Source organism: Peribacillus saganii (assembly GCF_003429095.1).
In the GTDB taxonomy this organism is placed as follows: Bacteria; Bacillota; Bacilli; order Bacillales; family DSM-1321; genus Peribacillus; species Peribacillus saganii.
This window is the reverse complement of sequence record NZ_QVTE01000046.1, coordinates 1-26554: the sequence shown is the minus strand read 5'-3', so window position 1 is coordinate 26554 and position 26554 is coordinate 1. Positions and strand designations below refer to the sequence as shown.

At 42.1% G+C, this 26554-nt stretch carries 24 protein-coding genes; 5 read left to right on the top strand and 19 right to left on the bottom strand.

The genetic code is table 11. The features are described 5' to 3' along the window. Positions 1-30 precede the first annotated feature (30 nt). Entirely contained in the window at positions 31-1623 is a 1593-nt protein-coding gene (locus tag D0469_RS15925; RefSeq protein ID WP_117327715.1) for an SWIM zinc finger family protein, read from the top strand. After that, positions 1616-4603 (top strand): DEAD/DEAH box helicase, encoded by a 2988-nt coding sequence (locus D0469_RS15920; protein WP_199478551.1) that lies wholly within the window; start codon positions 1616-1618, stop codon positions 4601-4603. The genes D0469_RS15925 and D0469_RS15920 overlap by 8 nt, the downstream gene beginning before the upstream one ends. A 38-nt stretch (positions 4604-4641) precedes the next feature. Here the strand turns inward: D0469_RS15920 and D0469_RS15915 are convergent, their stop codons facing one another. After that, positions 4642-5064: a hypothetical protein gene (locus tag D0469_RS15915; protein ID WP_117327714.1), complete on the bottom strand. Its 423-nt coding sequence runs from the start codon at positions 5062-5064 to the stop codon at positions 4642-4644. A 584-nt stretch (positions 5065-5648) separates the two neighbouring features. On the opposite strand from D0469_RS15915, the gene D0469_RS15905 reads away from it, so the two are divergent. Continuing rightward, complete coding sequence (locus D0469_RS15905) at positions 5649-6650, top strand: DUF4003 family protein (protein ID WP_117327712.1); 1002 nt, start codon at positions 5649-5651, stop codon at positions 6648-6650. Positions 6651-7164: 514 nt separating this feature from the next. On the opposite strand, the gene nikC is transcribed toward D0469_RS15905, so the two are convergent. From nikC to ssb, 7 genes are all read right to left on the bottom strand, one after another. Continuing rightward, on the bottom strand, positions 7165-8067 hold the full coding sequence (gene nikC / locus D0469_RS15900) for a nickel transporter permease (RefSeq protein ID WP_117327711.1): 903 nt from the start codon (positions 8065-8067) through the stop codon (positions 7165-7167). Between the two features lie 12 nt (positions 8068-8079). Then, positions 8080-9084 carry an ABC transporter permease gene (locus D0469_RS15895; protein WP_117327710.1) on the bottom strand — a complete coding sequence of 335 codons (1005 nt, stop codon included), beginning with the start codon at positions 9082-9084 and terminating at the stop codon, positions 8080-8082. A gap of 119 nt (positions 9085-9203) precedes the next feature. Then, positions 9204-10835: an ABC transporter substrate-binding protein gene (locus tag D0469_RS15890; protein ID WP_117327709.1), complete on the bottom strand. Its 1632-nt coding sequence runs from the start codon at positions 10833-10835 to the stop codon at positions 9204-9206. A 143-nt stretch (positions 10836-10978) separates the two neighbouring features. Then, positions 10979-11947 (bottom strand): ABC transporter ATP-binding protein, encoded by a 969-nt coding sequence (locus tag D0469_RS15885; RefSeq protein WP_117327708.1) that lies wholly within the window; start codon positions 11945-11947, stop codon positions 10979-10981. Beyond that, entirely contained in the window at positions 11928-12932 is a 1005-nt protein-coding gene (locus D0469_RS15880) for an ABC transporter ATP-binding protein (protein ID WP_117327707.1), read from the bottom strand. Before D0469_RS15880 ends, D0469_RS15885 begins: the two co-directional genes overlap by 20 nt. A 458-nt stretch (positions 12933-13390) precedes the next feature. Continuing rightward, positions 13391-13717, bottom strand: coding sequence for a hypothetical protein (locus tag D0469_RS15875; protein ID WP_117327706.1), 327 nt, complete (start codon positions 13715-13717; stop codon positions 13391-13393). A 15-nt stretch (positions 13718-13732) separates the two neighbouring features. Continuing rightward, positions 13733-14083, bottom strand: a complete 351-nt coding sequence (gene ssb, locus D0469_RS15870) for a single-stranded DNA-binding protein (RefSeq protein WP_117327705.1) — start codon at positions 14081-14083, stop codon at positions 13733-13735. Between the two features lie 330 nt (positions 14084-14413). Here ssb and D0469_RS15865 point away from each other — a divergent pair, with 330 nt between their 5' ends. Further along, positions 14414-14851 carry a YwpF family protein gene (locus D0469_RS15865; RefSeq protein WP_117327704.1) on the top strand — a complete coding sequence of 146 codons (438 nt, stop codon included), beginning with the start codon at positions 14414-14416 and terminating at the stop codon, positions 14849-14851. A 188-nt stretch (positions 14852-15039) separates the two neighbouring features. Here the strand turns inward: D0469_RS15865 and D0469_RS15860 are convergent, their stop codons facing one another. The 9 genes from D0469_RS15860 to D0469_RS15820 form a co-directional block, all read right to left on the bottom strand. Continuing rightward, on the bottom strand, positions 15040-15417 hold the full coding sequence (locus D0469_RS15860) for a hypothetical protein (protein ID WP_117327703.1): 378 nt from the start codon (positions 15415-15417) through the stop codon (positions 15040-15042). A 259-nt stretch (positions 15418-15676) separates the two neighbouring features. Further along, complete coding sequence (locus D0469_RS21410; protein ID WP_199478549.1) at positions 15677-16075, bottom strand: hypothetical protein; 399 nt, start codon at positions 16073-16075, stop codon at positions 15677-15679. A 334-nt stretch (positions 16076-16409) separates the two neighbouring features. Next, a complete protein-coding gene (gene fabZ / locus D0469_RS15850; RefSeq protein ID WP_117327702.1) occupies positions 16410-16844 on the bottom strand; it encodes a 3-hydroxyacyl-ACP dehydratase FabZ in 435 nt (144 codons plus the stop codon). Between the two features lie 219 nt (positions 16845-17063). Next, complete coding sequence (locus D0469_RS15845; protein WP_117327701.1) at positions 17064-17336, bottom strand: DNA-directed RNA polymerase subunit beta; 273 nt, start codon at positions 17334-17336, stop codon at positions 17064-17066. An 18-nt stretch (positions 17337-17354) separates the two neighbouring features. Beyond that, complete coding sequence (locus tag D0469_RS15840; protein WP_117327700.1) at positions 17355-18203, bottom strand: flagellar hook-basal body protein; 849 nt, start codon at positions 18201-18203, stop codon at positions 17355-17357. Between the two features lie 58 nt (positions 18204-18261). After that, positions 18262-19101 (bottom strand): flagellar hook-basal body protein, encoded by an 840-nt coding sequence (locus tag D0469_RS15835; RefSeq protein WP_117327699.1) that lies wholly within the window; start codon positions 19099-19101, stop codon positions 18262-18264. 293 nt (positions 19102-19394) lie between these two features. After that, the gene (mreB, locus tag D0469_RS15830; RefSeq protein ID WP_117327698.1) at positions 19395-20396 is read right to left on the bottom strand and encodes a rod shape-determining protein; all 1002 of its coding nucleotides are present in this window, start codon (positions 20394-20396) and stop codon (positions 19395-19397) included. A 674-nt stretch (positions 20397-21070) separates the two neighbouring features. Beyond that, positions 21071-21343, bottom strand: coding sequence for a sporulation transcriptional regulator SpoIIID (spoIIID, locus tag D0469_RS15825; RefSeq protein ID WP_117327697.1), 273 nt, complete (start codon positions 21341-21343; stop codon positions 21071-21073). 938 nt (positions 21344-22281) lie between these two features. Beyond that, complete coding sequence (locus D0469_RS15820; RefSeq protein WP_117327696.1) at positions 22282-23274, bottom strand: M23 family metallopeptidase; 993 nt, start codon at positions 23272-23274, stop codon at positions 22282-22284. A gap of 165 nt (positions 23275-23439) precedes the next feature. Between D0469_RS15820 and D0469_RS15815 the strand changes: the two genes are divergently transcribed. Beyond that, positions 23440-23859 carry a VanZ family protein gene (locus tag D0469_RS15815; protein ID WP_117327695.1) on the top strand — a complete coding sequence of 140 codons (420 nt, stop codon included), beginning with the start codon at positions 23440-23442 and terminating at the stop codon, positions 23857-23859. A 35-nt stretch (positions 23860-23894) separates the two neighbouring features. Here the strand turns inward: D0469_RS15815 and spoIID are convergent, their stop codons facing one another. Next, complete coding sequence (gene spoIID, locus D0469_RS15810) at positions 23895-24926, bottom strand: stage II sporulation protein D (RefSeq protein ID WP_117327694.1); 1032 nt, start codon at positions 24924-24926, stop codon at positions 23895-23897. Between the two features lie 242 nt (positions 24927-25168). Next, the gene (locus D0469_RS15805) at positions 25169-26137 is read right to left on the bottom strand and encodes an NERD domain-containing protein (RefSeq protein ID WP_117327693.1); all 969 of its coding nucleotides are present in this window, start codon (positions 26135-26137) and stop codon (positions 25169-25171) included. Positions 26138-26554: the final 417 nt, after the last annotated feature.

Genomic DNA, 26554 nt, shown 5'->3' with positions numbered 1-26554 from the left:
TTTAGCATAATTGACCGGGGAGGTATGATTGTGAGTGAATTGACGTTTTTTGGAGAGCAGCTTGCAAAAGAGCTGAATCCAAAGGCCGGGGAGCAGGTAGCTGCTGTCCAGCGCGGAGTGATGCTTTATCGGCAGGAGCTTGTATTTGACCAGACTGTAACTCCGGATTTTGTTAGAGCTACAGTCCAGGATGTGACCCCAGTAAAGGTGGAGCTGGATTTAACGTTTCCTTTAAACAGCAGCTGCACCTGTAAGCGCATTGGTTTTTGCCGCCATCAGCTTGCTGTTTTCTTTGCTGCCTATGCTGCGGTCGGAAGCGTGAGCGAATGGGTTCAAAGCTGGAAAGAACAGTCTCAAGGAATATCCGACCGGAACCCATTGCAGCTTCAGCGGGCACGCGACCTGCTGAACCGGACAAAAAAACAGCCTTTAGTGAAAAGCTACCAAGCTTGGATTCACTTTGTTGACGAGGCCTTCGCAGAATTTATTATAGCCAATAAAGATGTGCCCTCCTATGTCTTGCCGGAAAAATGGCGCAATTACACACAGCGGCTGCGGGCAGAAACACCGATTGAACGTGAATGGAAGGTATTGTACGACTTTATTACCAGCTTTCGTACTTTTCTTCTTTTGGCTGACTTATTAGAACAATTTCGAAAAAGCCCGGCTGCCTTCCGCTATTTTCATTCTCTTATCTCTGATATCACCGATGATCTGCACAGTATCATCCAGCAATTAAGCAGACAGGCTCGCCCCTTTGCCTTTGATCATTTCTTTGAAGCCATTAAGGGAGATACCCATCGTTTAATGACTGTCAGTTCTATCCTGGAATATGAAAGTACGGATCTGTATCGGGCTATCTGGGGTTTCCTATTAAAGAATCCTAAATGGCGCAAGGAAGAGCTCGGACGCCTGGAGAATTTCGAAGCTCCAAACGAACTGCCAAAACAGATCGCTTATATCCATTTACTTTTATTAAATAATCGGAACAGCGAATTGCCCGGATTGCTGCGGAAACTGGATGTCGAGGCTTGCCCATACCTTTTTTACTGGATCAAGCTGGAAGCAGAATCCGATCTGCGAGCCACTCCATTTATCGAATTTTTGGTCCAAAATATCCGGCCATTTTTGCAGCAGCTTGGCAATTATTATGAGTGCACCGATTTCGTGCGGACTTTTTCCGGTCCGGTAAATGCCTTTTGCGTGAAAAATAACCGTACCGACCTGCTGGAGAAATTTTATCGGCAGTCCCTTCCTTATAGCTACTGGAGCTATGCCACATACCTTTTTGAAGAAGAGCAATACAAAAAGTGGGTTGATCTGCATGTGTATGCCGGCATTAGCCTTGATTCCATAGGAACAGAGGCTGTAAAAGTGATTACGGCGGCGGACCCGTCACTCGTGCTTCCGCTGTATTACCATGCGGTTGAGCAGCAAATTGGCTTAAAAAACCGCTCCGCTTATAGGCAGGCTGTCCGGTATTTGAAAAAAATGCGTACGGTATATAAAAAGCTCAAGCAGGAAGATGTATTTACTGATTATGTTGGCCATATTGCCGAGTCAACGAAAAGACTGCGCGCATTCCAAGAAGAATTGCAAAGGGGTAAGCTGATTCATGCTTAACACAGGAAAAATACACATTCAAACGGCACCGCTTGGCAATGGGAAATATGCCCTTGCTGCGGTTGATGAAGATAATCAATATTTGAATCCTTCCCAGATCCAGCGCCTTCTTTTTACATGGGATAGCGTAAGCCATTTCGGTACAAAGGTGGAAATAGGTACTTTCGGAAATAATGAGATGATTGTTGTCGATGGCTGGGGGCTCCTAAACCTGTTTGCAAAGGAAGGGTTTAATTCATTTATTGAATGGGATTGGTGCGAGCTCTCTTCCCTTTGTCTCTCAGCAGCCCCTGCTTTAGCTGAAGCAATCGAGACAGGGATACCGGTACCGGATTTCCATTCACTTGAACAGGACCGAATCGGCTGGAGGCTGCCGCAAGAGGTCGAAGAGGAATTCGACGATACGTTCTGGCAAGAAACCATCTATCCGGATAGCGCGGCAAACGGTGATCAGCCGGCAACGATTAAATCATTTGTTGAGGAATGGTATAACGACGCTGTCTCCCTTTATCTTGAAAAGCACTCACCGATCAAGGAACGCTGGCAGCAGGCTGTTCAAGCCTTGAAGGAAACCCGTCTGTCTGCAAACGATTTACAATCCTTTTTTAATGAGGAACGCTGGAAACATTGGCTCGGCCTTGAGGAGGATACAAAGCCGTTTACAGCTGGACTGCGTTTGACTGAGCCCTTTGACGGAGAAGGTCCCTGGAAGCTGGAAGTTACTCTCCGCTCGAAAAAGGATGAGCTGCTTCTTGAAACCTATCCCCCTGCCAAATGGCCGCGCGGGTGGAAAAAGTATATCCCTGATATTGAAGAAGAAACAAAACGATGGATCAGCGTCATTCCGTGGCTTGGCGACAGAGGTTCATTAAAGCAGGAGCTTACCGAATTCGAGGCGTGGGAGTTTTTAACCGATGCCAGTGAAAAGCTGATTTTCCTTGGCGCTGATATTCTGCTGCCTTCCTGGTGGATGACATTGAAGGAATCCTCCCTGAAAGTTAAGGCAAAAGTGAAAAACCAGTCATCGCGTGGTCCTTCCTATGTCGGACTCCAGGCGATTATGGATTTTGACTGGCGTTTTTCATTAAATGGCAAGGATCTCACTGAACAGGAATTCCAGGCACTCGTAAATGAAAAAAGACGATTGATCTATATCCGCGGCCAGTGGGTGAAACTGGATCCCGCTTTTATCCGGCAAATTCAGGATATGGTTAAAACGGCGAACCTGAAGGGAATCCACCTAAACGATCTCCTTCAGCAGGAGCTGCTCAATCTTCCGGAGGATATGGAGGAAGAGGACGACGACGGGGATATGCTGCGTATCCAATTTGAACTGAACCAGGATTTGAAAAAGCTGGTGAACAGCCTTCGCGAGACCCGAAACATTCCGCTTGTGGAGCCTCCTGCTGATTTGCAGGGAGATCTGCGCCCCTATCAGAAGCTGGGCATGAGCTGGCTGCTGTTCCTTCGGGAGCATGGTTTTGGTGCTTGCCTTGCTGATGATATGGGCCTTGGCAAAACCGTGCAAATGATTGCGTATCTGCTTCATTTGAAGGATCAGGAAACTTTGGAAATGGACTCAGATAACAGTGCGGAATCCAAGAAGCTGTCGGGCTCACGCGCAATCATCGAGGATGACAGCAGTGATGATCTCGAGGATACGGAGGAAATTTCGGAGGAGGCTATCCTTTCCGGAGAAGATATCAAAATTGAAACTGACGCCTCCCTTATTATCTGTCCAACTTCAGTGCTTGGAAACTGGCAGAAGGAGCTTGAGCGGTTTGCTCCTAATTTAAAGGTTGTCCTGCACTATGGCTCCAACCGGCCAAAGGGAGACGCGTTTGCAGCAAGTGTGGCTGGTTATGATGTGATTCTTACTTCCTATGGCCTGTCTCATATGGACAATGATGAGCTTTCTTCTATTAAGTGGAACAGCATTATCCTTGATGAGGCCCAGAACATTAAAAATGCTGGAACGAAACAGTCCCGTGCAGTAAGAAAGCTTGAAGGCAAGCATCAAATTGCTCTTACAGGTACCCCTATGGAAAACCGGCTAAACGAATTATGGGCGATTTTCGACTTTATAAACAAAGGGTACCTTGGCACACTTGGACAATTCCAGGAAAAGTATGTGGCAACGATTGAACGAGAACAGCAGACCGGGAAAATTAAAGAACTGCAGCGCCTGATCCAGCCATTCCTGCTTCGCCGGACGAAAAAAGACAAAGAGGTGGCTTTAAATCTGCCCGATAAGCAGGAACAAAAGGAATTTGTGCCGCTCACAACGGAGCAGGCCTCCCTTTATGAACAGCTTATCCGCGATACCTTTGCTGAATTGGAACAGCTGTCTGCCTTTGAACGGAAGGGCCAGATTTTGACCATGCTCAATAAACTGAAGCAGCTGTGCAATCATCCAGCCCTGTATTTAAAAGAAGAAGAGCAAAAAAACGCAGCAGCCAAACGGTCTGGAAAGCTTGAGAAGCTGACCGAGCTTGTGGACGCTGTTCATGAACAGAAGGAAAGCTGCCTGATTTTCACCCAGTATATTGGAATGGGTGAAATGATTAAGGAATTGCTCGAGAATCGATATGGAATTGAAGCACCATTCCTAAACGGCAGCATGGGTAAAAAGCAGCGTGATGACCTGATCGAACGCTTCCAAAACGGAGAATTCCCATTCTTCATTCTTTCGCTTAAAGCCGGCGGCACTGGATTAAACCTGACCGCTGCCAACCATGTAATCCATTATGACCGCTGGTGGAATCCGGCAGTTGAAAATCAGGCTACTGACAGAGCCTACCGCATCGGCCAAAAACGCTTTGTCCACGTGCATAAACTGATCTGCACCGGCACTCTTGAAGAAAAAATCGATGCAATGCTCGACAAAAAACAATCCTTAAATGACGAAATCATCTCCAGCGAAAACTGGATTACCGAATTGTCTACAGAAGAGTTGAAGGATTTGGTCGCACTGCATTAGCAAAAACACAGTCCTTTTTACCTTTACAGTTTTCGAAACTAGAGGCCGCTTTTCTGAAGCGGTCTTTTGGCTTTGGCTTTTACGCTAGTCCCAGCAGGAGCACTAGTGAAAAAGGATAATGTACCATGATGTTTAATCATGATATATTCCAGGGCTCGGACCAATTTCGCTGGATTGTTATGGCCATATTCCGTTCTTTCTTCTGAAATCATGATCTTATCTTTTTCAGATTCAAATTTAATCCGCATGTTATCGTTTCCGGAATGATCAATGCTGATTGTTGAAATATCTTTCATGGGGTAAGTGCGGTAATGTTCGACATTATTCTTCTTGGCGCATTGAGGTTTGACTTGCTGAAGGGCGTCAAAGAATGTAGTTGGCATAAATGTTGTACCGCTGTTTGCCGGAACCGCCTCGTGTACGATTATAAAACGTGTTTCTGTTGCATAAGTTGAACCCATAAATTCCTCCTTGAAGTTTCGTTACATTATTTGCTTTCTCAGTATATTTTTACTTGTTTTTACAAATTCCTTCTTTATTTTTAAAAAATTTGGCGAATTATGAAGTACTATATCCAAATTGCAAAAGGTAAGAAATTGAAAGGGCAAGCTTTAGCGGTCTTTTGGTTGTTATTTGGAATGTCGTAATTTGTTCAATATTAAGCCAATAAGCTCTGTTTCAATCAATAGATGTAACTTGATAATAAGAATATGAAAAAGCGGGGAAAAGTCATCGATTGAGTTATGGTTTGAAATTGACTTAAGTATTTTTAGTTTTTTATTAAATTTGTTGCTATTTTTTAATCGAATTGGGGAATTTACAGGCATGATGAAGACCATACTCCCTGTTTAATTAGCAAATTTACCTGCCAAAATCAGTGTTTTACTTGCCAAAGGGCTATGTAATTATTAATTAAAGGCTTTATCACGAGTGCTTTTCGGAAGTGCCAGGCCTTCTGCGTCTGGCACTTTTTTAATATGAGCTTGAAACCTTTTCCTTAGCTATACCGTATATGTAATAACTCGATAATGAAGGAAGTGATTGTATGTTATCGGAAACTATGCAACAGAAACTAGCAGACTATAAAAGTATTTATGCTTATCTAAAGGAGAAACTGAAATGGAAGGTGTCTGATCCTCGGACTCTGATGATGATAGCTTCCATGTATGTAGTAAACAATCGTTCCTTTGATTACAACAGACTTCTGAACTTAAGCGATTATATTAAAGACAATGTCGGCTTTTTCTCCACTTTGAAGTCGTATCAGCGCTTCACCACTGCTGCTACACTCGATATTCGTTTTGAACAGCCGCATGAGAAATTCCAGGAATTAATATCCATCTATGAAAATATGGTGGCCCGCGGTTTCAGCAGAGGTCCATTCACTTATATTGCTGCACTTGCAATGCTGTCAGGCGGTCAGCCGGGGGCTGACTACGGGAACAATATCGAGAGAAGCTTAAGAATTTACAAAGGAATGAAGGAAAAGCATTTCTTTCTTACATCAGCCAGTGACTATCCCCTCGCTGTCCTTTTGGCTAATAGGGGTGAACAGTCAGAGCAGCTGATTCAAAGTATTGAAGAGTTCTACCAAGAGCTAAGTGCCAATGGGTTTCGAAAAGGGAACCATCTGCAATTTTTAAGCCATATCCTTTCTCTTGAAAAGGGTACAGACCCAAAGGTTTTAATAGAACGCTGTATTAGATTGGCAGATGCATTCAGAGAAATTGGTATAAAAACAAAACCGATGTATTACCCTCAGATAGGGATGCTGGCAATGCTTGAAGACGGGGAAAATGAAGTAAAAACAATCCAGATAGCGGCAGGTCAGCTTAATTCGGAGCGGCTATTTAAATGGCACAAGGATATGAATTTTATCATAAGTGTAAATTGCCTTATGAGCAGCAAAATGCCGGATACTATTGTTATTGAAACCGGAATGTATCCCATAATTGAAGCCATCATTCAGGCCCAAGAAGCTGCGATGGTTGCAATTATGGCGAGCACTGCAGCCGATGGTTCTTCAGGAGGTGGGGATGGTTCATAATCCATAGCAGTGCCGGAATGAATGTGGATCCGGCACTGTTTTCATTAAGTTTTTAAGTCTTCGCTTAGAATTTTTCACCTGCAGGGGGTATATAAGGACGGAATTTAAATCTCACTTAAAATTATGATGGTTTTTGAGGTGAAAATGGCCTTTTTTATTACTTATTTGTCCCTAAATATCGCAATTTGGCAAATCTGACTTGGAAAAACAAGGTGTTTTCAAAAAATACTAGAATGGTTTTCCACATATATCGCCCTTTTTGAGGTAATATACCTATACCCCGTACGCTACACTCCCCATATATCGTCATCTTTTAAATATTATCAGCGACTTCGAGAATATATCGGCGACTTTTGGATTTTATCGGCGACTTTCGGATTTTATCGGCGACTTTTGCAAAATATCGATTTCGCGACAAAAACTGACAAGCCTCCCACCCATTTTTTACACAAAATTTTAAATAGGGTCCGCCTAAAAAAGAAAAGGCTGCCTCAGCAGCCTGTCATAAAACCTATTAATTCTTCATCCGCGGATCAAGTGCATCCCGGAGCCCATCTCCCATCAGGTTAAAACCTAATACAGTAAGCATGATGGCGAGGCCAGGAAATAGAACGGTCCATGGGGCCTCTAAAATAAATATTCGGGAATCCGAAAGCATTTTACCCCATTCTGGAGTAGGCGGCTGGGCACCAAGTCCAAGGAAGCCAAGTGCGGCACATTCAATAATGGCTGTGGCGATGGCCAATGTACCTTGTACGATGATCGGAGCCATACTGTTCGGCAAGACATGATGGATCAAAATACGGAAATCAGTCATACCGATTGCCTTGGCAGCGGTTATATACTCTTCTTCCTTAACACTGAGCACTCTTGAACGGACCAGTCTTCCAAACGTCGGCACATTGATAATCGCGATAGCAATCAATGCATTACGCAAGGATGGACCAAGAACGGAAACAACCGCGATGGCCAGAAGAATGCTTGGAAACGCAAGGATAATGTCAAAAATACGCGATATGATTGTATCAATCCATTTTCCATAGTAGCCGGCAACAATTCCCAAAAAGGATCCTACCACAACAGAGCCCGCTACAGACAGAAACCCAACCCACAGGGAGATGCGTGAACCATAGATGATCCGGCTAAAGATATCGCGGCCAAATTCATCGGTTCCAAACCAATGATCCCCTGATGGCGGGAGATGCTTATCTTCAAGCTTTACGTCAGCATATTCATATGGAGCAACCAAATCTGCGAATACGGCCAATAAAATAAAGAATGAAACAATTGAAAGCCCCACTATTGCGAGCTTATTTTTTTTGAAGCTTTTCCATGCTTCTTTCCAGGGAGAAACTGCTTTTTCCTCCACCGCTTGAGGAGGAAGCATTGGAGGTGTTTTACTAGCTAGTTCTGCCATGCCTTTTCCCTCCTACTTATATTTAATTCTTGGGTCGATTGCTGCGTACAGTAAATCCACCACTAAGTTAATAAGAACAAAAATCGTGGCAATCACAAGGATGCCTGATTGGATAACCGGATAATCACGGTAGCTGATGGCTTCATAAATATAAGTTCCGATTCCTGGCCACCCGAAAATAGTTTCAGTCAGAATGGCTCCTCCCAAAAGCAAGCCGGTTTGGAGACCGATGACGGTTACCACTGGAATCATTGCATTTTTTAAAGAGTGCTTATACACCACCCAGAACATCTTCATTCCTTTTGCACGTGCAGTCCGGATATAATCCGAGCGCATCACTTCCAGCATGGATGAACGGGTCATTCGGGCAATGATTGCCATCGGAATCGTACCAAGTGCGATGCCGGGCAGAATTAAATGACGGATTACTTCTATAAATTGGTCAACCCTTCCGTTCAGGAGGGTATCAATCAAATAAAGATGCGTTATCGCCTCAACTGGGTCCCGGATATTGTCGCGGCCAGTTGTTGGCAGCAGATCCCATTGAAGTGAAACGATGTACTGTTCCATAAGTCCAAGCCAAAAAATCGGCATGGATACTCCAATCAGAGCCAGTACCATTGCCGTATAATCAAACCAGGAATTTTGGAACCACGCTGAAATGATACCCGCATTCACACCAATTATGATAGCTATAATCATCGCTACTACAGATAATTCAATCGTTGCGGCCAGGTACGGCCATATTTCTTCGCTAATTGGCGTTTTGGTTTTCAATGACATGCCGAGATCGCCCTGAAAAATGCCTCCAAGGTACTCCAAAAACTGAGTATGCCAAGGCCTGTCCAGCCCAAGCTCTTTATTCAATGCCTCTATCGAACTTTTGGTTGCCTGCTGGCCTAAAATAAGCTGTGCCGGATCACCTGGGATAGCCCGGATCATAAAGAACACGATAAATGCCATACCAAGAAGCACTGGAATCAATGAGGATATTCGCCTTAAGGTGTATGATAACATGTCTGTCACCTCTTTCTATGATCAAGGGATGATTGTATTAGTAAACATTAAAATAAGACAATATGATTTCGAAAAAAAAGAGGGAGCATGCAAAGTTCCATACTCCCCTTTTTGCAAGTTTATTTGCTTACAGAAACGTCGATGAATGACTGAGATCCTGTTGGGTGCGGCACGAAATCTTGAACCTTGCTTGAACCTGCAAGCATTGGTGTTGAGTGCACCAGTGGTACCCATGGAGCGTCATCAAAGATAATTTCCTGTGCTTTTTTGTACAGCTCATTACGTTTATTTTCATCTGCAATCGATTGAGCTTCTATTAACAGCTTATGGACTTCTTCATTTGCGTAGCGGGAATAGTTGTTTGATCCGATTGTGTCCTTATCAAGCAATGTGTAAAGGAAGTTATCGGCATCCCCGTTATCTCCGTTCCAGCCAACCATGAACACAGATGCTTCTCCTGCACGGAGTTTGTCCAGATAAGTACCCCATTCAAACGTTACAATATTCACGTCAATGTTCGCTTCCTTGAAGCTGGCTTGCAGGGCTTCTGCAACCTTCTGTCCATTTGGCATATATGGACGTGCGATTGGCATTGCCCATAGATCCATTTTAAATCCTTTTTCCAGTCCAGCTTTCTTTAGCAATTCCTTTGCTTTTTCAACGTCATATTCACGGTCCTGGATTGCATCGTTATATCCGCTTACAGATGGCGGAATTGGGTTTGTTGCAGGCTGTGCTGTGCCTTCAAAGAAATTCTTGATAATTTCTTCTTTATTAACCAAATGGCTTATTGCCTGGCGGACTTCTTTTTTGTTAAATGGTTCTTTTTCAACGTTAAAACCAAGATACCCTGTGTTTAGGGAAGGACGCTCGTATAAAGCTAGGTTTTTGTCAGCCTCTACCTTACCCATGTCGCTAGGGTTTAGGCCGTCGATAATGTCAAGCTCTCCTTTAATTAAAGCGTTCAAGCGAGCTGAGTTGTCCTTGATTACTTTAAACTTTACTCCGGCAAGTTTTGGAAGGCCTTCTTGCCAGTAATCTTCATTGCGTTCTAAATCAATAATATCGTTCGGCTTCCAGGAAACGAATTTAAATGGTCCTGTTCCGACAGGATTCTTTGCTAAACTGTCTTCACCTTTTTCAAATGCAGTTGGACTTGCAATGGCGAATGGGCTCATGGCAAGGTTCTTCAAGAATGGAGCTTGAGGGCGGTTCAGTGTAAATTCAACCGTCTTCTCGTCAACAGCCTTTACTTCCTTGATTACATGGCTTTCATCACCTTCAAAACCGCCAAACATGGAAGGATAATAAGCGAATTTTGCTTCATCCTTGCTTTGTGACCAGCGCTGGAAGTTCTTTACTACAGCTTCAGCGTTAAAATCTGTGCCGTCATGGAACTTTACTCCCTCTCTCAGATGAAACGTAAACTTTGTCGCATCTGGAGAAATATCCCACTTTTCTGCTAATCCAGCTTCAACTTCGGTATTATCTTTTCCAAACTGAACGAGAGTTTCATAGATTGAGTCTGTTACATTATAGGATTCACCTTCAGTTGTCATTGCCGGATCAAGCGAATCGGAATCTCCGCCGCGTCCGTAAATCAATACATAATCTGAGTCTTCACCTTTACCGGCACTGCTGCCATCGCTATCTTTCTCTTTTCCTGTTGATGAGGATGAATTTGAACATCCGCTTACAGCCAGAGAAAGAGCTAGAACGCAGGCTAAAATTAACCATAAACTCTTCTTCATGTTTATTCCCCCTATTTTTCTAAATATTTTGCCACCATTTGCCAACATTCCTGCATTCCTATGGAATCAGCCTTCATCCCGGAAAGCTTTCTTCCTAATCGCGCGATGCGTTAGGTCAAGCTCCCCTTTATATGTACGCCCTGTTATTCATATAAATGACAGGCAACGTAGTGGCCAGGTTCAACTTCCTTCAATGCAGGCTTTGTGCTGCTGCAAACATCCATCGCTTTTGGACACCTGGTATGGAACGCGCAGCCCTTTGGCGGATTTGCCGGGCTCGGTACATCTCCCTGAAGGACAATTCTTTCCTTTTTGTGCTCAACGTCCGCAACAGGCACAGCTGATAAAAGGGCCTGGGTGTATGGGTGTTTTGGACTGTCGTAAAGCTTTTCACTGTCTGTGAGTTCTACTATATTGCCTAGATACATGACGCCTACACGGTCGCTTATGTGGCGGACAACACCCAGGTCATGGGCTATAAATAAATAAGTTAAGTTAAATTCCTTCTGTAAATCCTGAAGCAGGTTTAATACCTGCGATTGAATGGAAACATCCAGTGCAGAAACCGGTTCATCCGCGATAATCAGCTTTGGATTCACCGCGAGTGCCCTGGCAATTCCAACCCGCTGTCTCTGGCCGCCGCTGAATTGGTGCGGATAACGTTTCGCGTGGTAGCTGCTTAATCCAACTACTTCAAGCAGTTCCTGGACGCGTTTTTTCCGTTCTGCTTTATCCTTCATGCCGTGGACAATGAGAGGCTCCTCCAGGATTTTTTCAACGGTATGCCTTGGATTTAGCGAGGCGAACGGATCCTGGAATACCATTTGCATTTCGCGGCGCATCTTTCTCATCTCACCGGATGGAAGCTCAAGAATGTCTTTTCCTTCGAAATAGACTTTTCCTTCACTTGGCTCCAATAGACGAAGAAGCATTCTGCCGGTTGTGGATTTGCCGCAGCCGCTCTCACCAACCAGTCCCAATGTTTCTCCTTTATTGATATGGAAAGAAATACCGTCGACCGCTTTTACTGCGCCAACCTGTTTCCCGAGCATTCCTCCTTTTATAGGAAAATGCTTTTTCAGGTTTTCTACTTTAACTAATGGCTGAGTCATGCTTCCCTGCTCCTTTCGCGTCTTCATACAGCCAGCAGCGTACCTGCTGTCCATTTTCAAAAGGTTTGAGCGAAGGAGTTTCAGTGAGACAGCGGTCCATGGCATGCGGGCAGCGAGGAGCAAAATGGCAGCCAAGCTGAATGCTGCCTGGCTTTGGCACGTTGCCCGGTATGGAATACAGACGATCCTTTTTCACTCTCATATCGGGTACTGACTGGATCAGCCCCACTGTATAAGGATGCTTTGGATTCCGGAATATGGAGTGCACATCGCCTTCCTCGACAATCCTTCCCGCATACATGACGACAACCCGCTGGCACATTTCGGCCACCACTCCAAGATCGTGAGTGATCAGCATAATAGCGGTATCTGTCTCTTTATTAAGCTTCTTCATCAGCTCTAAAATTTGGGCCTGTATCGTTACATCAAGTGCAGTTGTCGGTTCATCGGCTATCAGCAGCTTTGGTTCACAGATCATGGCCATGGCAATCATGACCCGCTGACGCATTCCTCCTGAAAGCTGATGCGGGTATTCCCTTACAAGCTCCTCTGCCCTTGGAAGCCCAACCTGCTTCAGCATTTCAACAGCTCGCGCAAGTGCTTTCTTCTTATTCCAATTCCTATGTATCCGTAAAGCTTCCGTCAGCTGTTCTCCAATGGTGAAAACAGGATTTAGGCTTGTCATCGGCTCTTGAAAAATCATAGCAATTTCATTGCCGCGTATTTTTCTCATCTTGGATTCGGAGGCCCTTGTGAGATTATCTCCATTAAACAAAATTTCTCCTTCAACCTTGCCGGTTGGGGAAGGGACAAGACCCATCAGTGATAGGGATGTAACACTTTTTCCACAGCCTGATTCACCAACAATTCCTAATACTTCTCCGGGTTTTATATGAAAATCAATTGAATTTACAACCGGTATCTCACCGTCGTCTGTTTTGAAAGATGTTCGCAGTCCCTTAACATCTATTACCGGATGGCTCACAATCCTCACCCCTTTCTCATGGTGATTTCTAGTATAACTTATTGAATTATGACATTTGCGCAATAATTTTACAATACAAAATTAATAAAATTGTTAAATTATTTACTATATTTAAATAGTTAAAGCGTTAATGAACTAAAGAAAAATGCAGCTAATTTGTATTACATAAAAAATGAAAACATAGTAGTTTTTTGGATGGATTATATAGCGAATTTCTCCCAGAAATAAAAAAAGCCGCTTTAAAAGCAGCTAATTAGAGGAATGTATGGGGACAAACCTATTCTCTTTAGGGGAATAAAACGAGGCTTTAAGTATTGCGGGGATTTAATGATTAAGGAGCGAATGAATATTCTTTGTTATCAATTAACTAAATGCGATGGTTGAAAAGACAAATTTTTTTACTTAATATGCTATATCGCAATAGGTTCAAATTCCATTTAATACCAATTTTACTGATGTTAATTGGACAGGGCTTTTTTGTGGACGATAAATTGTTTTCTTGAAATTTCGGTTTTTGGCTGGATTGATAGAGATTGGATATATCTTTCGAGGTTAAGATGCTTCATATATAGCGTGTGTAACTGTACCTCCAGGCTTGAAAGAGAAGCAGCAAATTCTGACAAGCAATTTTCGCTGTTTTCGGATTTAATAATTGCTTTGGCTAAAAGACGGATTATATCCGAAACAATCAGTTCAATTCTTGAAAAATCGACTTGCTCCTCCTGAAACTGCCGGTTACACGAGCAAGAGCATTTACAGCAATGTTTTTCAATCGTTTCTGACATCCTGACACCACATCCTTATACTTCTATCGCAGTGCTTCGTTCCTTATGCTTGCTGTCAAGAAACCGTACACTCTCTGCGACAACTTCTGTAACGTATACTCTTTTTCCCTCCTGATTTTCATAATTCCTTGTTTGAATCCGGCCAGTTATGCCAACAATGGAGCCTTTTTGGCAATACTGTGTCGTATTCTCAGCTGTTTTTTTCCAAAGAGTGCATTGAACGAAATCAGCCTCAAAATCTCCACCTGCATTTCGGAAATTGCGGTTTACTGCGAGTGTAACGTTAGATACTGCTTTGCCCTCCGGAGTATATCGGATTTCGGGATCTTTCGTCAGACGGCCAACTAATGTAACCTGGTTTATCAAGCTTTCATCTCCTTTTCGTTTTCTTGTTATCATCATACATACTTAGCTGCGGGTTAGTAAAATCGACAAAATCAGGTTTTGAGGGGTAAACGCAGGTTTAAATTTAACGTTTGATGCACTAAAACTTCAAATTTCGACTGCCTCGAGTTACTGTATCGAAATTTTGTATATATTTAAAAAAATTAACAGATTTTTTTCGACATCTGATTCGGCAGGAACCATAAATTTTTAGTCAGATATCATGTATGTTATAATGGCAAAAGAATGGTAAAGTTCGGAATACTGGGATTTGGCTCAGCCTATAATTCGGCAATGGAATGGAGGGATTTGGTGAAAACGTTTAAACTTGTATCGCTTCAGCTGTTTAATGACAAACAGGAAGCAGTGGATGTGGAATTAACGGACGGATTAATTATAAATAAAGAAGATGATGATAATACCTGGCTGGTGGAGGCGCTCTTGCAAGAAAAGGATTACAAAATTCTCGAGAACGCGATATCAGACAAACAAGATGTAGAACTTCGTGTGGTCATTACAAAAAAAGAAAACGATCCAGCCGCCTTCCAGACTGCTCTACATTCCGTAAAGAACGTTGAGGATCTCTACAGCGTCCTTTTTGAAGGGCATTTAAAACGCACCAAGCAGGACTATGCCGAACTATTACTGCAGGACCTTATTCATAAAGGGAAAAGCGGCAGCGATTTGGTCACCGAATTTAAAGAAAAAATCCGCACACGCCCCCGGATTTCCGTGCAAGGAAAAAAATAGCGAGAAATGTAAACGAAAACCTTGTCATTTTGTCGACAAGGTTTTTTTATATGAAATATTAATTAAAATGAATAATTGTAGATTGAATTTTCCAGGATCTATATCAAACCAAAGGTATTAGGGTTTAAGAAAAGTATAGGTTGGCTAACTCAGGTTGCCATGTTTCTTAAAAATGATCGCAGATTAAATTATGATTGATTCGCTTTTTCTATGACATACCGGGCTTCTGCCCTGCATGAAAACGGGATCTCCTTACCCAGCTTTGCCTCAAGCGCCTTAATGTCATCCATTTGTTCTTGTGTTGGCTCTTCACTTAGAATTTTATTTATTGTTTCATTTATCTTTGATGCCATTTCTTCATGAAATAGTGGATTGCCCTTGATATCATTATCTACTTTATTATACCAAGAAGCATGTTTTGTAATATATTCCTGCCATTCAACAACAAAAGCTTCCATGCTAAAACGGCTTTCTTCCCAATCTATTTTAGCCATATAATGTTCAAAAACTGTCGAAATGGAACGAGTGATACTTATTTTAACTCCTGATGAAAGATCCTTAAACATGTTTAGATTGTACCTCCTGAATAAATAGGTCTTTGCTCCTTATAAACTCCTTATAAAATAGTAACATAAATCCATATGTAAAAATAGAATAATAATAACTATCTTATTTAAGGTAACGGTGGTAATTCATGGTTTAAGCATAATATTAGCGCATCAAACAATTTCTTGAAATAATACTCTTCCCTTTTTTAGATGATTCCATATTTGAAAATGGGACTGATTATGTACTCAGCCCCATTCATGTTATAGCCCATTCTTATCATTTATTGTTATTTTTATCGTTATCGTCATCCTCAAGGATACCTTCTCCAGGTACTATATCGTCATCAATTGGATCTGTTACACCTGGATTATCACCGTCTAGTCCGTCATTGTTATTGCCGTTGTTTCCGTTATTGCCATCAAGCATGTTATCGTTATTTCCGTTATTTCCGTTATTTCCGTTATTGTCATCAAGCATATCATCGTTATTGCCGTTATTGCCGTTCCCGTTGTTATCGTCCAGCACACCATTGTCCTGGTTATTATTATCTTCAATCTCATTGTTTTCAATATTGTTATCGTCTTCTGGAGCCGGGTCATTGTCGTTGCCACAGCCAGCCAAAAGCATTACTGAAAGTACAGAACCTCCGATTAAAGCTAGAAGTTTTCTCTTCATTACAGTTTAACCTCCCTTCTCTATGTATTTGACCGTGATAGCGGTCGTTTGTATTGTGCCCAAGTGACTCGAATCTTTGTAGGTTTTTGATAATTATTTTTAAAACCAAAAAGACCAAGCGCCTTAGCCTGGTCTTCAAAAGGGAATTATAATCGTTAATGGCTTACCAACCCATTAATCACAGGATTCATGTAAAATCTCTGCTTATGGTTAAGGTTTTTACCCACATTTTATCTCTTTGAAACTGACTTGCAGAAAAAACAGACTTTGGACTTAACATTTACCTACAAATGGTAAAATCTATATTATGTAGGTCCTATAACCGAAATACTTTTTAGGCTTTATCCATCAGGGCAAACATAACTTCGGCTTCGCAGGCAACCTCACCATCGACCGTGGCAACCGCTTTCCCCTTGCCTATCTGTCCTTTAAAGCGTACCAATTCTACCTCTAGGCGAAGCTGATCTCCCGGGAAAACCTGCTTCTTCCATCTGCATTTGTCCACTCCGGCAAATAATCCAATCTTGCCGCGGTTTTCTTCTTTCACTAACACCGCTGTTGCTCCAACCTGAGCAAGCGCTTCAAGGATTAATACACCTGGCATTACTGGAAAGTCTGGAAAATGGCCGTTAAAGAACTCTTCATTGGCTGTAACATTCTTAATGCCAACCGCCCTGACTCCCTCTTCAATCTCAATAATTTTATCCACTAGTAAAAATGGGTAGCGATGCGGTATAATTTCTTTAATTTGAGTAATATTAAGTTCCATGTCAAATCTCCTTTATGTGCCGTATCTTATGGACAAGCTGCTTACTTACTGTGTTTTTCCCATTCTAGCAGAGCACTTTTTCCCCATCATATCATGGACTGTCCATGCTTTTCCAATTAAAATCGAAAGGACTTCTTTCATCCGCAAGATAGATCGTAAGTATATAGCCGTACACTGGCAATGTTAAAACCCCTGCCAGTTTAAAGGCAGGGGTGTACATTATGTTTCTTTATTAACAAGGTCTACGATATGTTCCCATGTACCCCTCTTAAATACATCAGACGGCTTGCCATCGCCAAAGACACTGTAGCCGACAACCGCCCCCGCAGCTAGCGCAATAACGATCAGAAATACTAAGATAATCAGACGAAGCCATATTGGAATTAGCCGGACTCTGACCCAGCGCTTTTCCGCCGGTTTGGCCACTGGCTGCTCTTCTTCATTTTGTTTTGCTAGCTTATATTCATCTCTTGTCAAATTCTTCTCAATCATGCTTGTCTGCTAAGCTCCTTATCGGATTCCATTTACTAAACTCTGCATTTGATCTGCCAATGTGATAGATCTCGCCTGGAATTGGTAATGTCGCTGCATATTCATAAGGTCTGTCATTTCTTTTGATAAGTCAACGTTCGATGCTTCAAGAGACCGCTGCTGAAGTGAGATTTCTCCCCTGGCTGCACCGGTTAAAGCGGTTACGATATTCCCCTCAGCAACAGCAAGTTCATCCATGTTTGCCGGGAAACCTAAAAGGTTTCCGCCGATTTGCTCCAGAAATTGAGGTTTCTTGACCGAAACAATTCCTAAATTAAAGGTTTCCGCCCCACCATCATGGCTTGTTACCCTTAACTGCCCATTCTCGGAAAATGCAATTTCCTTTATATTTCCGTTAACCACGATAGGATCATCAAATTCATCAAGAACCGGATATCCATTTCCCGTCACTACCATCATGTTATTAGGGTTTTGTGAATCCGGGCTTAAATAAAACGCGCCGTCTCTCGTAAAATTAACCGATTGTTCCTGTTCTCCCTGGACAAGAACCTTGAAGAAGAGATCTTTCTTTTTCAATGCAACGTCAAGATCCCTGTCTGTTGTCTTCAAGCTGCCCTGGGTCAGCAAGATTTTAGCTTGGCTGATTTTTGCTCCTGTTCCCTGACGTACTCCATTTGCAGTTAAACGACCATTTTCCCTGTCTGCCCGGCCCATGGTTTCAAACTGCTGAACAAGCAAATCATTAAAGTATGATTCTTTCCTCTTAAAGCCGTTTGTTTGGACATTAGAGATATTGTGGCCGATGATGTCCATTTTATGCTGAATCTGGCTCATTGTATTCGTAGCCGTAATCATTGTCCGATTCATCGTCTTCCCCCTTTTACAGGTGTCTCGCAGATTTATCTACAAGAGCTTGATGCTGTTGTTATCCGAGCCGCCCGATTTCGTTTACTGCTTTTTCCATGCTGCGGTCATAAGCCTGCAAGACCTTTTGATTAGCTTCAAAGGCACGGTATGCTGTCATCATGTCAGTCATGGTACGGGACGTATCTACATTTGAAGCTTCAATATTCTCCTGTTTCAATGTAAAACCTGCATTTCCGGCAGTATAAGCATTTGCCAATGCTGCACCATCTTCAGTCCGGAACAGGCCATCCCCTTCCTTGGTAAGCCGGTATGGATTGTCGGTGTATCCAATACCGATCCTGGCTACAACCCGGTTATTTTCCAGGATTGTCCCATCTTCATTTACCGTGAAGTCCTCGCTGTTTAATTGAATCCGGGTATTTTGATCATCCAGAACATAATGGCCAGCTGGAGTTGTCAGAAAGCCCTGTCCATCCAGGGTAAAATTCCCGTTTCTTGTATAACGCGGCTCACCATTTCCGTTTGCCACTGAAAATAATACTGTTCCGCTTATACCGGTTTCCGGGTTAACAGGCATATTGCCGTTCAATAAAGCGATGTCAGTGCTCCGCTCTGTTTGCTGCATATCGCCCTGTAAAAATTTAGGCATAGCCTCCTGCATATAAACACCCGTATTAAGGGCGCCCACTAAAGAACTGCCCGGAAGCTTATAACCGTTTTCAACCGGAATATCTGTCTGTCCCAACTTCCGGATCAGCATTTCAGGAAATGCCCGCATGCTTGACTGGTCAGCCTTAAAGCCGGGAGTATTAGCATTCGCCATATTATTTGTAAGCATCTCAGTACGCCGCTGCTGCGAAAGCATACCTGAGGCTGCCGTATAAAATCCTCTTAACATATTTTCACCCCAAGTGGAGATGGTTTTCTAATTGATTTATGACAGTTTCATATCTTATTCAAACTGTCATCTTATTATATCGGAAGGTGCCGGCTGAAATAAACACTTGCCACACAGTTTTCATTATATTTTTTACTTTATCTTTTAGGCTGCCCTGTTGATTTCCGTTCCAGGTACTCTCTTTTTTGCGGGCGGTGAAGCCTCCTCGGCGCTTGCACCATCTTTTAAAAAAATCAGGGCCTCGAGTCTATCTGTTATTCCCGATAACTTTGACTCGAAGGCCCTGTCTGTAATCAGACAAGCTTACGTCTTGACAGTTTGTCCATATTATCAAGCATAATGCCTGTCCCGATGGCCACACAGTCCATTGGATTTTCTGCTACCAATACTGGTACTTTTAATTCCTCCGCTAACAGCATGTCTATTCCATGAAGCAGCGCACCGCCGCCTGTCAAAATAACTCCGCGATCGATAATATCGGCAGAAAGCTCTGGCGGAGTACGTTCTAGCACGCTCTTAGCCGCCTGTACAATGACAGCTACAGATTCCTTAAGCGCATCACCGATTTCTTCCGACCTTACTGTAATCGTTCTCGGTAAACCTGATACCATATCGCGGCCGCGAATTTCAATTTCCTCATCTCGGGAGCCTGGGAAAACCGTTGCAATTTTAATCTTAATATCTTCAGAAGTACGCTCGCCAATTAACAGTTTATATTTGCGCTTAATGTAATTAAGGATTTCTGCATCAAACTTATCCCCAGCCATCTTGATGGATGTTGAAGTAACAATATCACCCATTGAAAGTACCGCCACATCGGTCGTACCGCCGCCGATGTCGACTACCATGTTCCCGCTCGGCTGAAATATATCCATTCCTGCACCAATTGCGGCTACCTTCGGCTCTTCTTCCAGATAAATTTTTTTGCCTCCGCTTTTTTCCGCCGCTTCCTTGATTGCCTTTTGCTCAACACTTGTTATATTTGTCGGACAGCAAATCAATATACGCGGTTTTGAAAGGAATCCTTTCACATTCAATTTATTGATAAAATGTTTAAGCATGGCCTCTGTAATATCAAAGTCGGCAATAACACCATCCTTTAAAGGCCGGATCGCTACGATGTTCCCCGGTGTACGGCCAACCATTTTCCTTGCTTCCTCACCAACTGCCAATACACGGTTTGTATTTTTATCAATCGCAACCACAGATGGCTCGTTTAACACTATTCCTTTTCCTTTAACATGAATCAGAACATTCGCTGTTCCGAGATCAATTCCAATATCTCTTGCTAACATTTTCCCTTTATCCTCCTTGCAATTAGAAAAGCGCAAGCGTCCTGGTTCAGCCGCAGCTTGAGTTGCCAAACTTTAATTGGCAACAAAAAGTTGTAACTCACTTGGTCACAATTCAGCATAAGACAAGGGCTGAATGAAGGTATTTTCTCCTTCAAAAGCGGTCGGCTTATAACAGGGTTGCCATGGAGGAGGCAACAAAGGGGTGTGACTGGTTTGGTTACAACAATCGATGGGCAGCATAATTTTTCTATGAAAAAGTTGTTTCTTAACCATAAGAAAAGTTTCTAGGCGCTGGAGCTAGAACTGAATATAAGTTAACGAAGTTATGCTTTCTTAATTTTAAGAAAAGTGCAATGCCCAGCCTTAGGAAAAATGGCAACTTCCACCGCTCCCTGTGCAACTTCGACCCGGCTTCTATGCACTTGACAATAATTAGAAATGAACTTCTGTCCTAATAGTTTATTTTACCATAATCCATTAGTGTTAGTAAGAGGATTTGAAAATTAAGGGGAATTTTGTAAAATCTTGTTCACATTCTTCATGATATGGTCACTTGCATGTATCCTTACTTTTTTATAACAAAAACCCTGTCATCAGTTTAGATGGACAAGGTTTTAGGAGTTATGTGCAATAGCCGCATAGTTAATTATTTTAAATAGAGCGTTATTGATGGCCTATTTAACTGTTTCCTCCTCCCTTTCTGAACGTTTATATTTCATTTTCGTAGCTTCTCCACCGCGCAGGTGACGAATAGATTTATGGTAATCAAGGATATCCTTCACTTCATTTGCCAGATCTGGATTGATTTCTGGCAGCCTTTCTGTCAAATCCTTATGGACAGTACTTTTGGAGACACCAAACTCTTTCGCAATTACGCGAACCGTTTTCTTTGTTTCCACGATATACTTCCCTATCTTGATAGTTCTTTCTTTGATGTAATCGTGCACACACTCGCCCTCCCCAAATTGGTGTGAGAAGTGTGAAATGAGATTCGCTTCCGCCTTATCAAATACTGCTATCCCAAACACATTGAAGTAATATATTCTCAACTATGTATACAAATAGTTATAAACGAGGACTCACCTCAGACACTCTCTTTGCTTGGTTTTTAACAGTGTATTAGCTTGGATTAGGATATATGCACGATTTACTCAACTGGGACAAGTCCTTTTCGTAATTTTTCTGAAAATTAACTAAGTTTATCGGCAAAGCAGTAAATGACAACTGCCATATAGATATCGATGCTTCATTCGAACAACCTTAAAAACATCACCCTAAAAGTAATATGTATGCGGTGTTTCGTTACTTATGCATATGAAAAAAACAGCGTTCGAACTTTCCTAACGATTTTGTTAAAGCTAGCTGTTGGTTTCCCGCTCTCGCAGCGGTTCGGGACCCACCCTGACGCTTGCGTCTGCGGGGTTCTCCCTTGATTTGTTTTTTCCTCAAGGAACTCGATTATTTCCCGAGAAATTTGTCGATTTGTGCTCCCATAAGCTGAACTTGCACCGCAGTATTAAATAGTAATCAACACCTTCAATTGCAGCTGTTAATGTGTGTATCGCTTTTCGATGTATACCCTCTTCCTTATGATGTATCGCCTAATGATATATATATCCTTGCCGTGTATTGCCCAATGATATATATCTCCTTACTGTGTATTGACTAATGATATATATCTTCCATACCGTGTATCGCCTGATGATACATAGCTCTTCTTCATGGAGAGCTAAATCTCCATTTCAGCCAGCTTTTTATTTAACCGGCAATTAGCTATTGCCCCCTTCATTTTTTATCAATATTCCACTTAAGCAAAATAAAAGCCCGCATTGCTGCGGACTTTTACACCAAATTTTCAGTTGTTTGCATGGGTACATATACATGCTTAGTTTTGATTATTTTCTGTTTCCTTAGATCCATCTTTTTCTGCAGAGTCTGCATTTTTATCAGCATCGTCAGTTGTATCAGTGCTGGCATCTTTGTTTTCTTCAGAACCTTTTTCTTCAGTGCTGCCTTCTTCTGTTTGTTCAGCTTCTTCTTCAGTTGCTGCGTCTTCCTCAGCAGGCTCTTCTTCAGTGACAGTGCCTTGTTCAGCTGATTCCTCTTCCGTTACAGTTCCTTGTTGTGCCGGCTCTTCACCAGTTTGTTCTTCAGTGGCTTTTTCCTCTGAAGCTGGTTGAGCTTCAAGCTCAAAAAGTGCTGTCACTGGCTTTTCCATTATGTTTAATGGATTTACCGCAACATTGTCTTTTCGAATTTCAAAGTGAACATGAATGCCTGCTTCTTCATTGATCAAGCTTTGTCCAGCTTTAGCAAGGACATCACCCTGTTTAACATTTTGGCCGATTTCAACCGCAAAATCCTGTACAGATTGATAACGGGTAACAACACCATCTTCATGTTCTATTTCAATGACGTTACCAAGCAATGAATCTTCTTTGACATTAGTGACTGTACCGCTTAAAGATGCAACTACATCAAATGTTTTTCCATCCGGCATTGCAACATCGATACCTTTATTGGGTTCAAATCTATTGTTGTAGGATAGAAGTGCTGCTTCCTGTTCTTCTTTTTTAGCATTTACATCGTAGAAATCTTTCTTAATTACTGCTTCCTCACCATTAACTACAGGCATTGAGATGTTTTCTACTTTACTATTTACTTCAACAGCAGGCTGATTCTTCTCTTTGCCAGCTTCTTCGTACCCATTTTTGCCAGAGTCCGTGGAATCCTTACTTCCATTTTGGTACCAAAGTGTTCCTGATAAAATGATTGCCGCACTTGCGATATAGATAGCCGGCAATGCCCAACGCTTTTTCATAGTACGCTGGAATTTCGATTTTGATTTTTGAGAAGTTTTGTTTTCTTCCTCTCTCATATTAATCACCTCAGCAATCATTCTGAACAGATTCTGAGGTTTATATACATTTACTATAAAAAATTTTTTTCTGCTTATTTTCTGCTATTATTCCGGAAATATTCATGTTTTCTTCATTTCCTGTTACAATGACCATATCTTAATGATTAAAGGATGTTTTTTTTAATGAAACTTTTGCTGCGTGTTATTTTGACGATTTTGCCTTTTGTTTATATGGGTGCCATTTGGATTATGTCCAGCCTGCCCGACAATGTTGTAATGGAACTGCCTGATGATTCGGTTGACCGCTTTATTAAAGAGGGACTCCACTTAGTAGAGTTTGCCATTCTTTATATATTTTTTGTAATAGCACTTGCCGCCAATGGTGTCTTGTCGCCAAAGTTGAGCTTGCTGGCCGCCCTGGCAGCCGGTTTCTACGGGATTGCAGATGAAATACATCAATCTTTTGTTCCTTACCGTTCTGCAACGATGATCGACGCGGCAAAGGACTGGACCGGTGTTCTAGCTGCCTACTTTCATGTAAGGTATCACTATTTCACTAAGAATCGGGGATTCCTTACATATATCAGAACGTACTTTCATTAAAAAGAGATGGGCGTTGTTTATTCGCCCATCTCATTCTATTTTCCTGCAGTCAGTTTGCTTAGTAAACTATTCGAGGAAGCAACCTCTACGCCTTTATAATAGTGTTTCACAATCTCCTGATAGGTTTTTCCTTCCTTCGCCATGCCATTTGCTCCATACTGGCTCATGCCAACTCCATGGCCGAATCCTTTTGTAGAGATGACGATTTGGTCTCCCTTACGTTCCCAATTGAAATCCGAGGATTTTAAATCCAGTGCCTCCCTGATTTCTTTTCCTGTCCACTTCTTACCGTTTATCTTGACAGTCCCTACCCGCTTTCCCGGCGTCCGTTCAGTAACGGTGCCAACTGTCTTGCTATCTGAAAGCTTTACACCAAGCTTTGCTTCGAATTCTCGGATTGGTATGATTTTTTTATCATAAAACTTAGGGGAATTCTTATCCCAAGGACTCGACACACTAGTTAAATATGGATAAGGCTGCTCCCAATATGCCTCTGAATTTTCCGTGTAGCCATTGCTTGTTGAGAAAAAAGTAGCAGTAATCGGATTCCCGCCATAGGTAATAATTTGCCCCGCTGTCTCCGCCACTGCCTGATGAATCTTTTTTATTTTCCAGCTATAATCAGAGCCCCAGAATTTCTTTAATTCTTTTTCACTGTTAAATACCTGGTGCATTTCTGTATCTGTCACATCAGCACCTTCCGGCAATGCAACACCATCTTTGTGCGCCAGCTGATTTACTATATAAGTTCGGGCTGTCAAAGCCTGGGCTTTTAATGCTTCAATCTCAAAATCGGCCGGCATTTCTGCAGCCACTACCCCTGCCACATATGTTTCAAGCGGCAATTTCTGAATTTGCTTCTCAGCAGCCCGGTAAACCGCTACCTCAACTGCCGAATCAGGCAATGCAACAACGGGCTCAGCTTTCTTCTTTGCTGTTTCAGTGTTTTCTGCTAGTTTACCAACAGCCTTCTCTGTTGAAAATGGGAGCACAAGAAGCGTGGGAATTATAATCGTCACGACCACAATTACTAAAATGAGTGAGAAGATAGGCTTAATTGTTTTCAATGTCTGGGTCCTCCCTATACAAGTTGGCTTTTTGCCACACTTAAATGTATGAGGGTGGACGAGCAGTTATGACTGATAGTTTCTCTCATAAGTTAGGAGAAATAGGAAAATACGGATCTAAAAAGCATCCTTCTCACATTCCCTTACTTACCTAAGCCTCTTCAAAAAGGATGGATTAATCTCTCTTTTATACAGAATATGAGTAAGAAATGGAAGATGATGTGCTGTTATTTTATTAATTTTCACTCTGAATATGGTAAGAAGTAAGATCTGCCTTTCTTGCTTCCTGTCAGTATTCCATCCATTGAACTAAGGATTCGTTTGGTTACGGAGGGGGAAGAAATTTGCAGAAATTCACATGCCTGTCTGTTTGTAATCGTCGAACTTATCAACAGTGAATAATCTCTTAATGAAGAAAGGTGGGCATTTTTACATTTTTTGCTGCATTGCGGACAGAACCAATTGCCGAACACCCTTGTTACCGGTAAGTGTCCACATTGGAGGCAGTGAACGCCTTTTAGGAGGTCGTCTCCTGACATGTTAAACCGCTCTAGGATTGGCCTGTCCGCGGGTGTATGCTCCTTATTCAGTTGGCGGATGATCTTTTTTATATCCTTGTCAGAGAGAACTTCATTTGGGTGGTCTGTTGTAAATTGAGAAATTCTTTGTGGGAGATAATCACTATGAATCAGCTTTTCATAGAGTTGTTTGTTTACAGGAGAGTTTGTGATACGGGTGTAGGGGCTGCTTAAGACTACAAGTGATAGAACGGGCAGCTCTGGCAGCTTGTATACAGACATCCAATATTTTAATTGGTGCTCATGGCGTTCTATCTGAATAAGCGGACTAGGAAAGGCTTCTTCTCGACCATCATATGTTCTTATTAATTGATGGAAGTTTTGATCGAAAAACAAGGTTCCCGCATAGTTTTTCACTTCAAGAATCAGCATAAAATTCTTGCACAATATCAAGGTATCCATTTGGAAATAGTACTTTTTATGAAGAAGGCGAAGATCGTGGAATATGATGAATTTTTCTTCAGGGAGGAAGGTTAAAGGATAATCAATTGAATGCTCTCCTTTATTGCCAGCCACACTTTTAGCAAGTGATTCTTTAATGAGAGGTAATTTATGATGATTCTGAGGTGTCCGGCGAAGCAAGGCTTCCAGCTTTTTCGTATATAGAGGGATTTCTCTGCCTTTTACTATCATTCAATCACTCCAATCGTCTTTTGTTGTTATTGATTCGACGAAGTGAACCATGTTCCTTCTGGTTGGTGAAGGAATTTTCGAAAAAGATATGATTTTTCTGCTTTTCAAGCTATTTTTCCTCGAATATTCGTTACTTTGAGAAAAGCTTCGTCGCCTGTAAAAATATCGGCATTTTGGTGGCCTTTGTTATTAACATTTAATACAATACAGACAACTTTGGGCAGCCTTATCATCAACTTTTTGAGTTAAATCATCAACTTGAATACACTCATAGTGTCCTGAAAATTAGGCACTCGACTATATCGGCGACTTTGCCCATTTTATCGGCGAGTACGGAATTTTATCAGCACCTTCGAAAATATATCGGCGAGTTTCGATTTTTATCGGCGACTTAGAGTATTTATCGACTTCTCGACA

What these genes read in the sequence shown, in the direction of transcription:
- D0469_RS15890 (WP_117327709.1), bottom strand. Translation starts at nt 10,835, where the DNA reads ATGAAGAAGAGTTTATGGTTAATTTTAGCCTGCGTTCTAGCTCTTTCT.
- mreB (WP_117327698.1), bottom strand. Translation starts at nt 20,396, where the DNA reads ATGTTAGCAAGAGATATTGGAATTGATCTCGGAACAGCGAATGTTCTG.
- D0469_RS21410 (WP_199478549.1), bottom strand. Translation starts at nt 16,075, where the DNA reads ATGAAGAGAAAACTTCTAGCTTTAATCGGAGGTTCTGTACTTTCAGTA.
- D0469_RS15920 (WP_199478551.1), top strand. Translation starts at nt 1,616, where the DNA reads ATGCTTAACACAGGAAAAATACACATTCAAACGGCACCGCTTGGCAAT.
- D0469_RS15915 (WP_117327714.1), bottom strand. Translation starts at nt 5,064, where the DNA reads ATGGGTTCAACTTATGCAACAGAAACACGTTTTATAATCGTACACGAG.
- D0469_RS15845 (WP_117327701.1), bottom strand. Translation starts at nt 17,336, where the DNA reads ATGATTGAGAAGAATTTGACAAGAGATGAATATAAGCTAGCAAAACAA.
- D0469_RS15905 (WP_117327712.1), top strand. Translation starts at nt 5,649, where the DNA reads ATGTTATCGGAAACTATGCAACAGAAACTAGCAGACTATAAAAGTATT.
- D0469_RS15815 (WP_117327695.1), top strand. Translation starts at nt 23,440, where the DNA reads ATGAAACTTTTGCTGCGTGTTATTTTGACGATTTTGCCTTTTGTTTAT.
- D0469_RS15860 (WP_117327703.1), bottom strand. Translation starts at nt 15,417, where the DNA reads ATGTTTAAGGATCTTTCATCAGGAGTTAAAATAAGTATCACTCGTTCC.
- D0469_RS15895 (WP_117327710.1), bottom strand. Translation starts at nt 9,084, where the DNA reads ATGTTATCATACACCTTAAGGCGAATATCCTCATTGATTCCAGTGCTT.
- D0469_RS15805 (WP_117327693.1), bottom strand. Translation starts at nt 26,137, where the DNA reads ATGATAGTAAAAGGCAGAGAAATCCCTCTATATACGAAAAAGCTGGAA.
- D0469_RS15875 (WP_117327706.1), bottom strand. Translation starts at nt 13,717, where the DNA reads ATGTCAGAAACGATTGAAAAACATTGCTGTAAATGCTCTTGCTCGTGT.
- D0469_RS15835 (WP_117327699.1), bottom strand. Translation starts at nt 19,101, where the DNA reads ATGTTAAGAGGATTTTATACGGCAGCCTCAGGTATGCTTTCGCAGCAG.
- D0469_RS15820 (WP_117327696.1), bottom strand. Translation starts at nt 23,274, where the DNA reads ATGAGAGAGGAAGAAAACAAAACTTCTCAAAAATCAAAATCGAAATTC.
- D0469_RS15840 (WP_117327700.1), bottom strand. Translation starts at nt 18,203, where the DNA reads ATGAATCGGACAATGATTACGGCTACGAATACAATGAGCCAGATTCAG.
- fabZ (WP_117327702.1), bottom strand. Translation starts at nt 16,844, where the DNA reads ATGGAACTTAATATTACTCAAATTAAAGAAATTATACCGCATCGCTAC.
- D0469_RS15885 (WP_117327708.1), bottom strand. Translation starts at nt 11,947, where the DNA reads ATGACTCAGCCATTAGTTAAAGTAGAAAACCTGAAAAAGCATTTTCCT.
- nikC (WP_117327711.1), bottom strand. Translation starts at nt 8,067, where the DNA reads ATGGCAGAACTAGCTAGTAAAACACCTCCAATGCTTCCTCCTCAAGCG.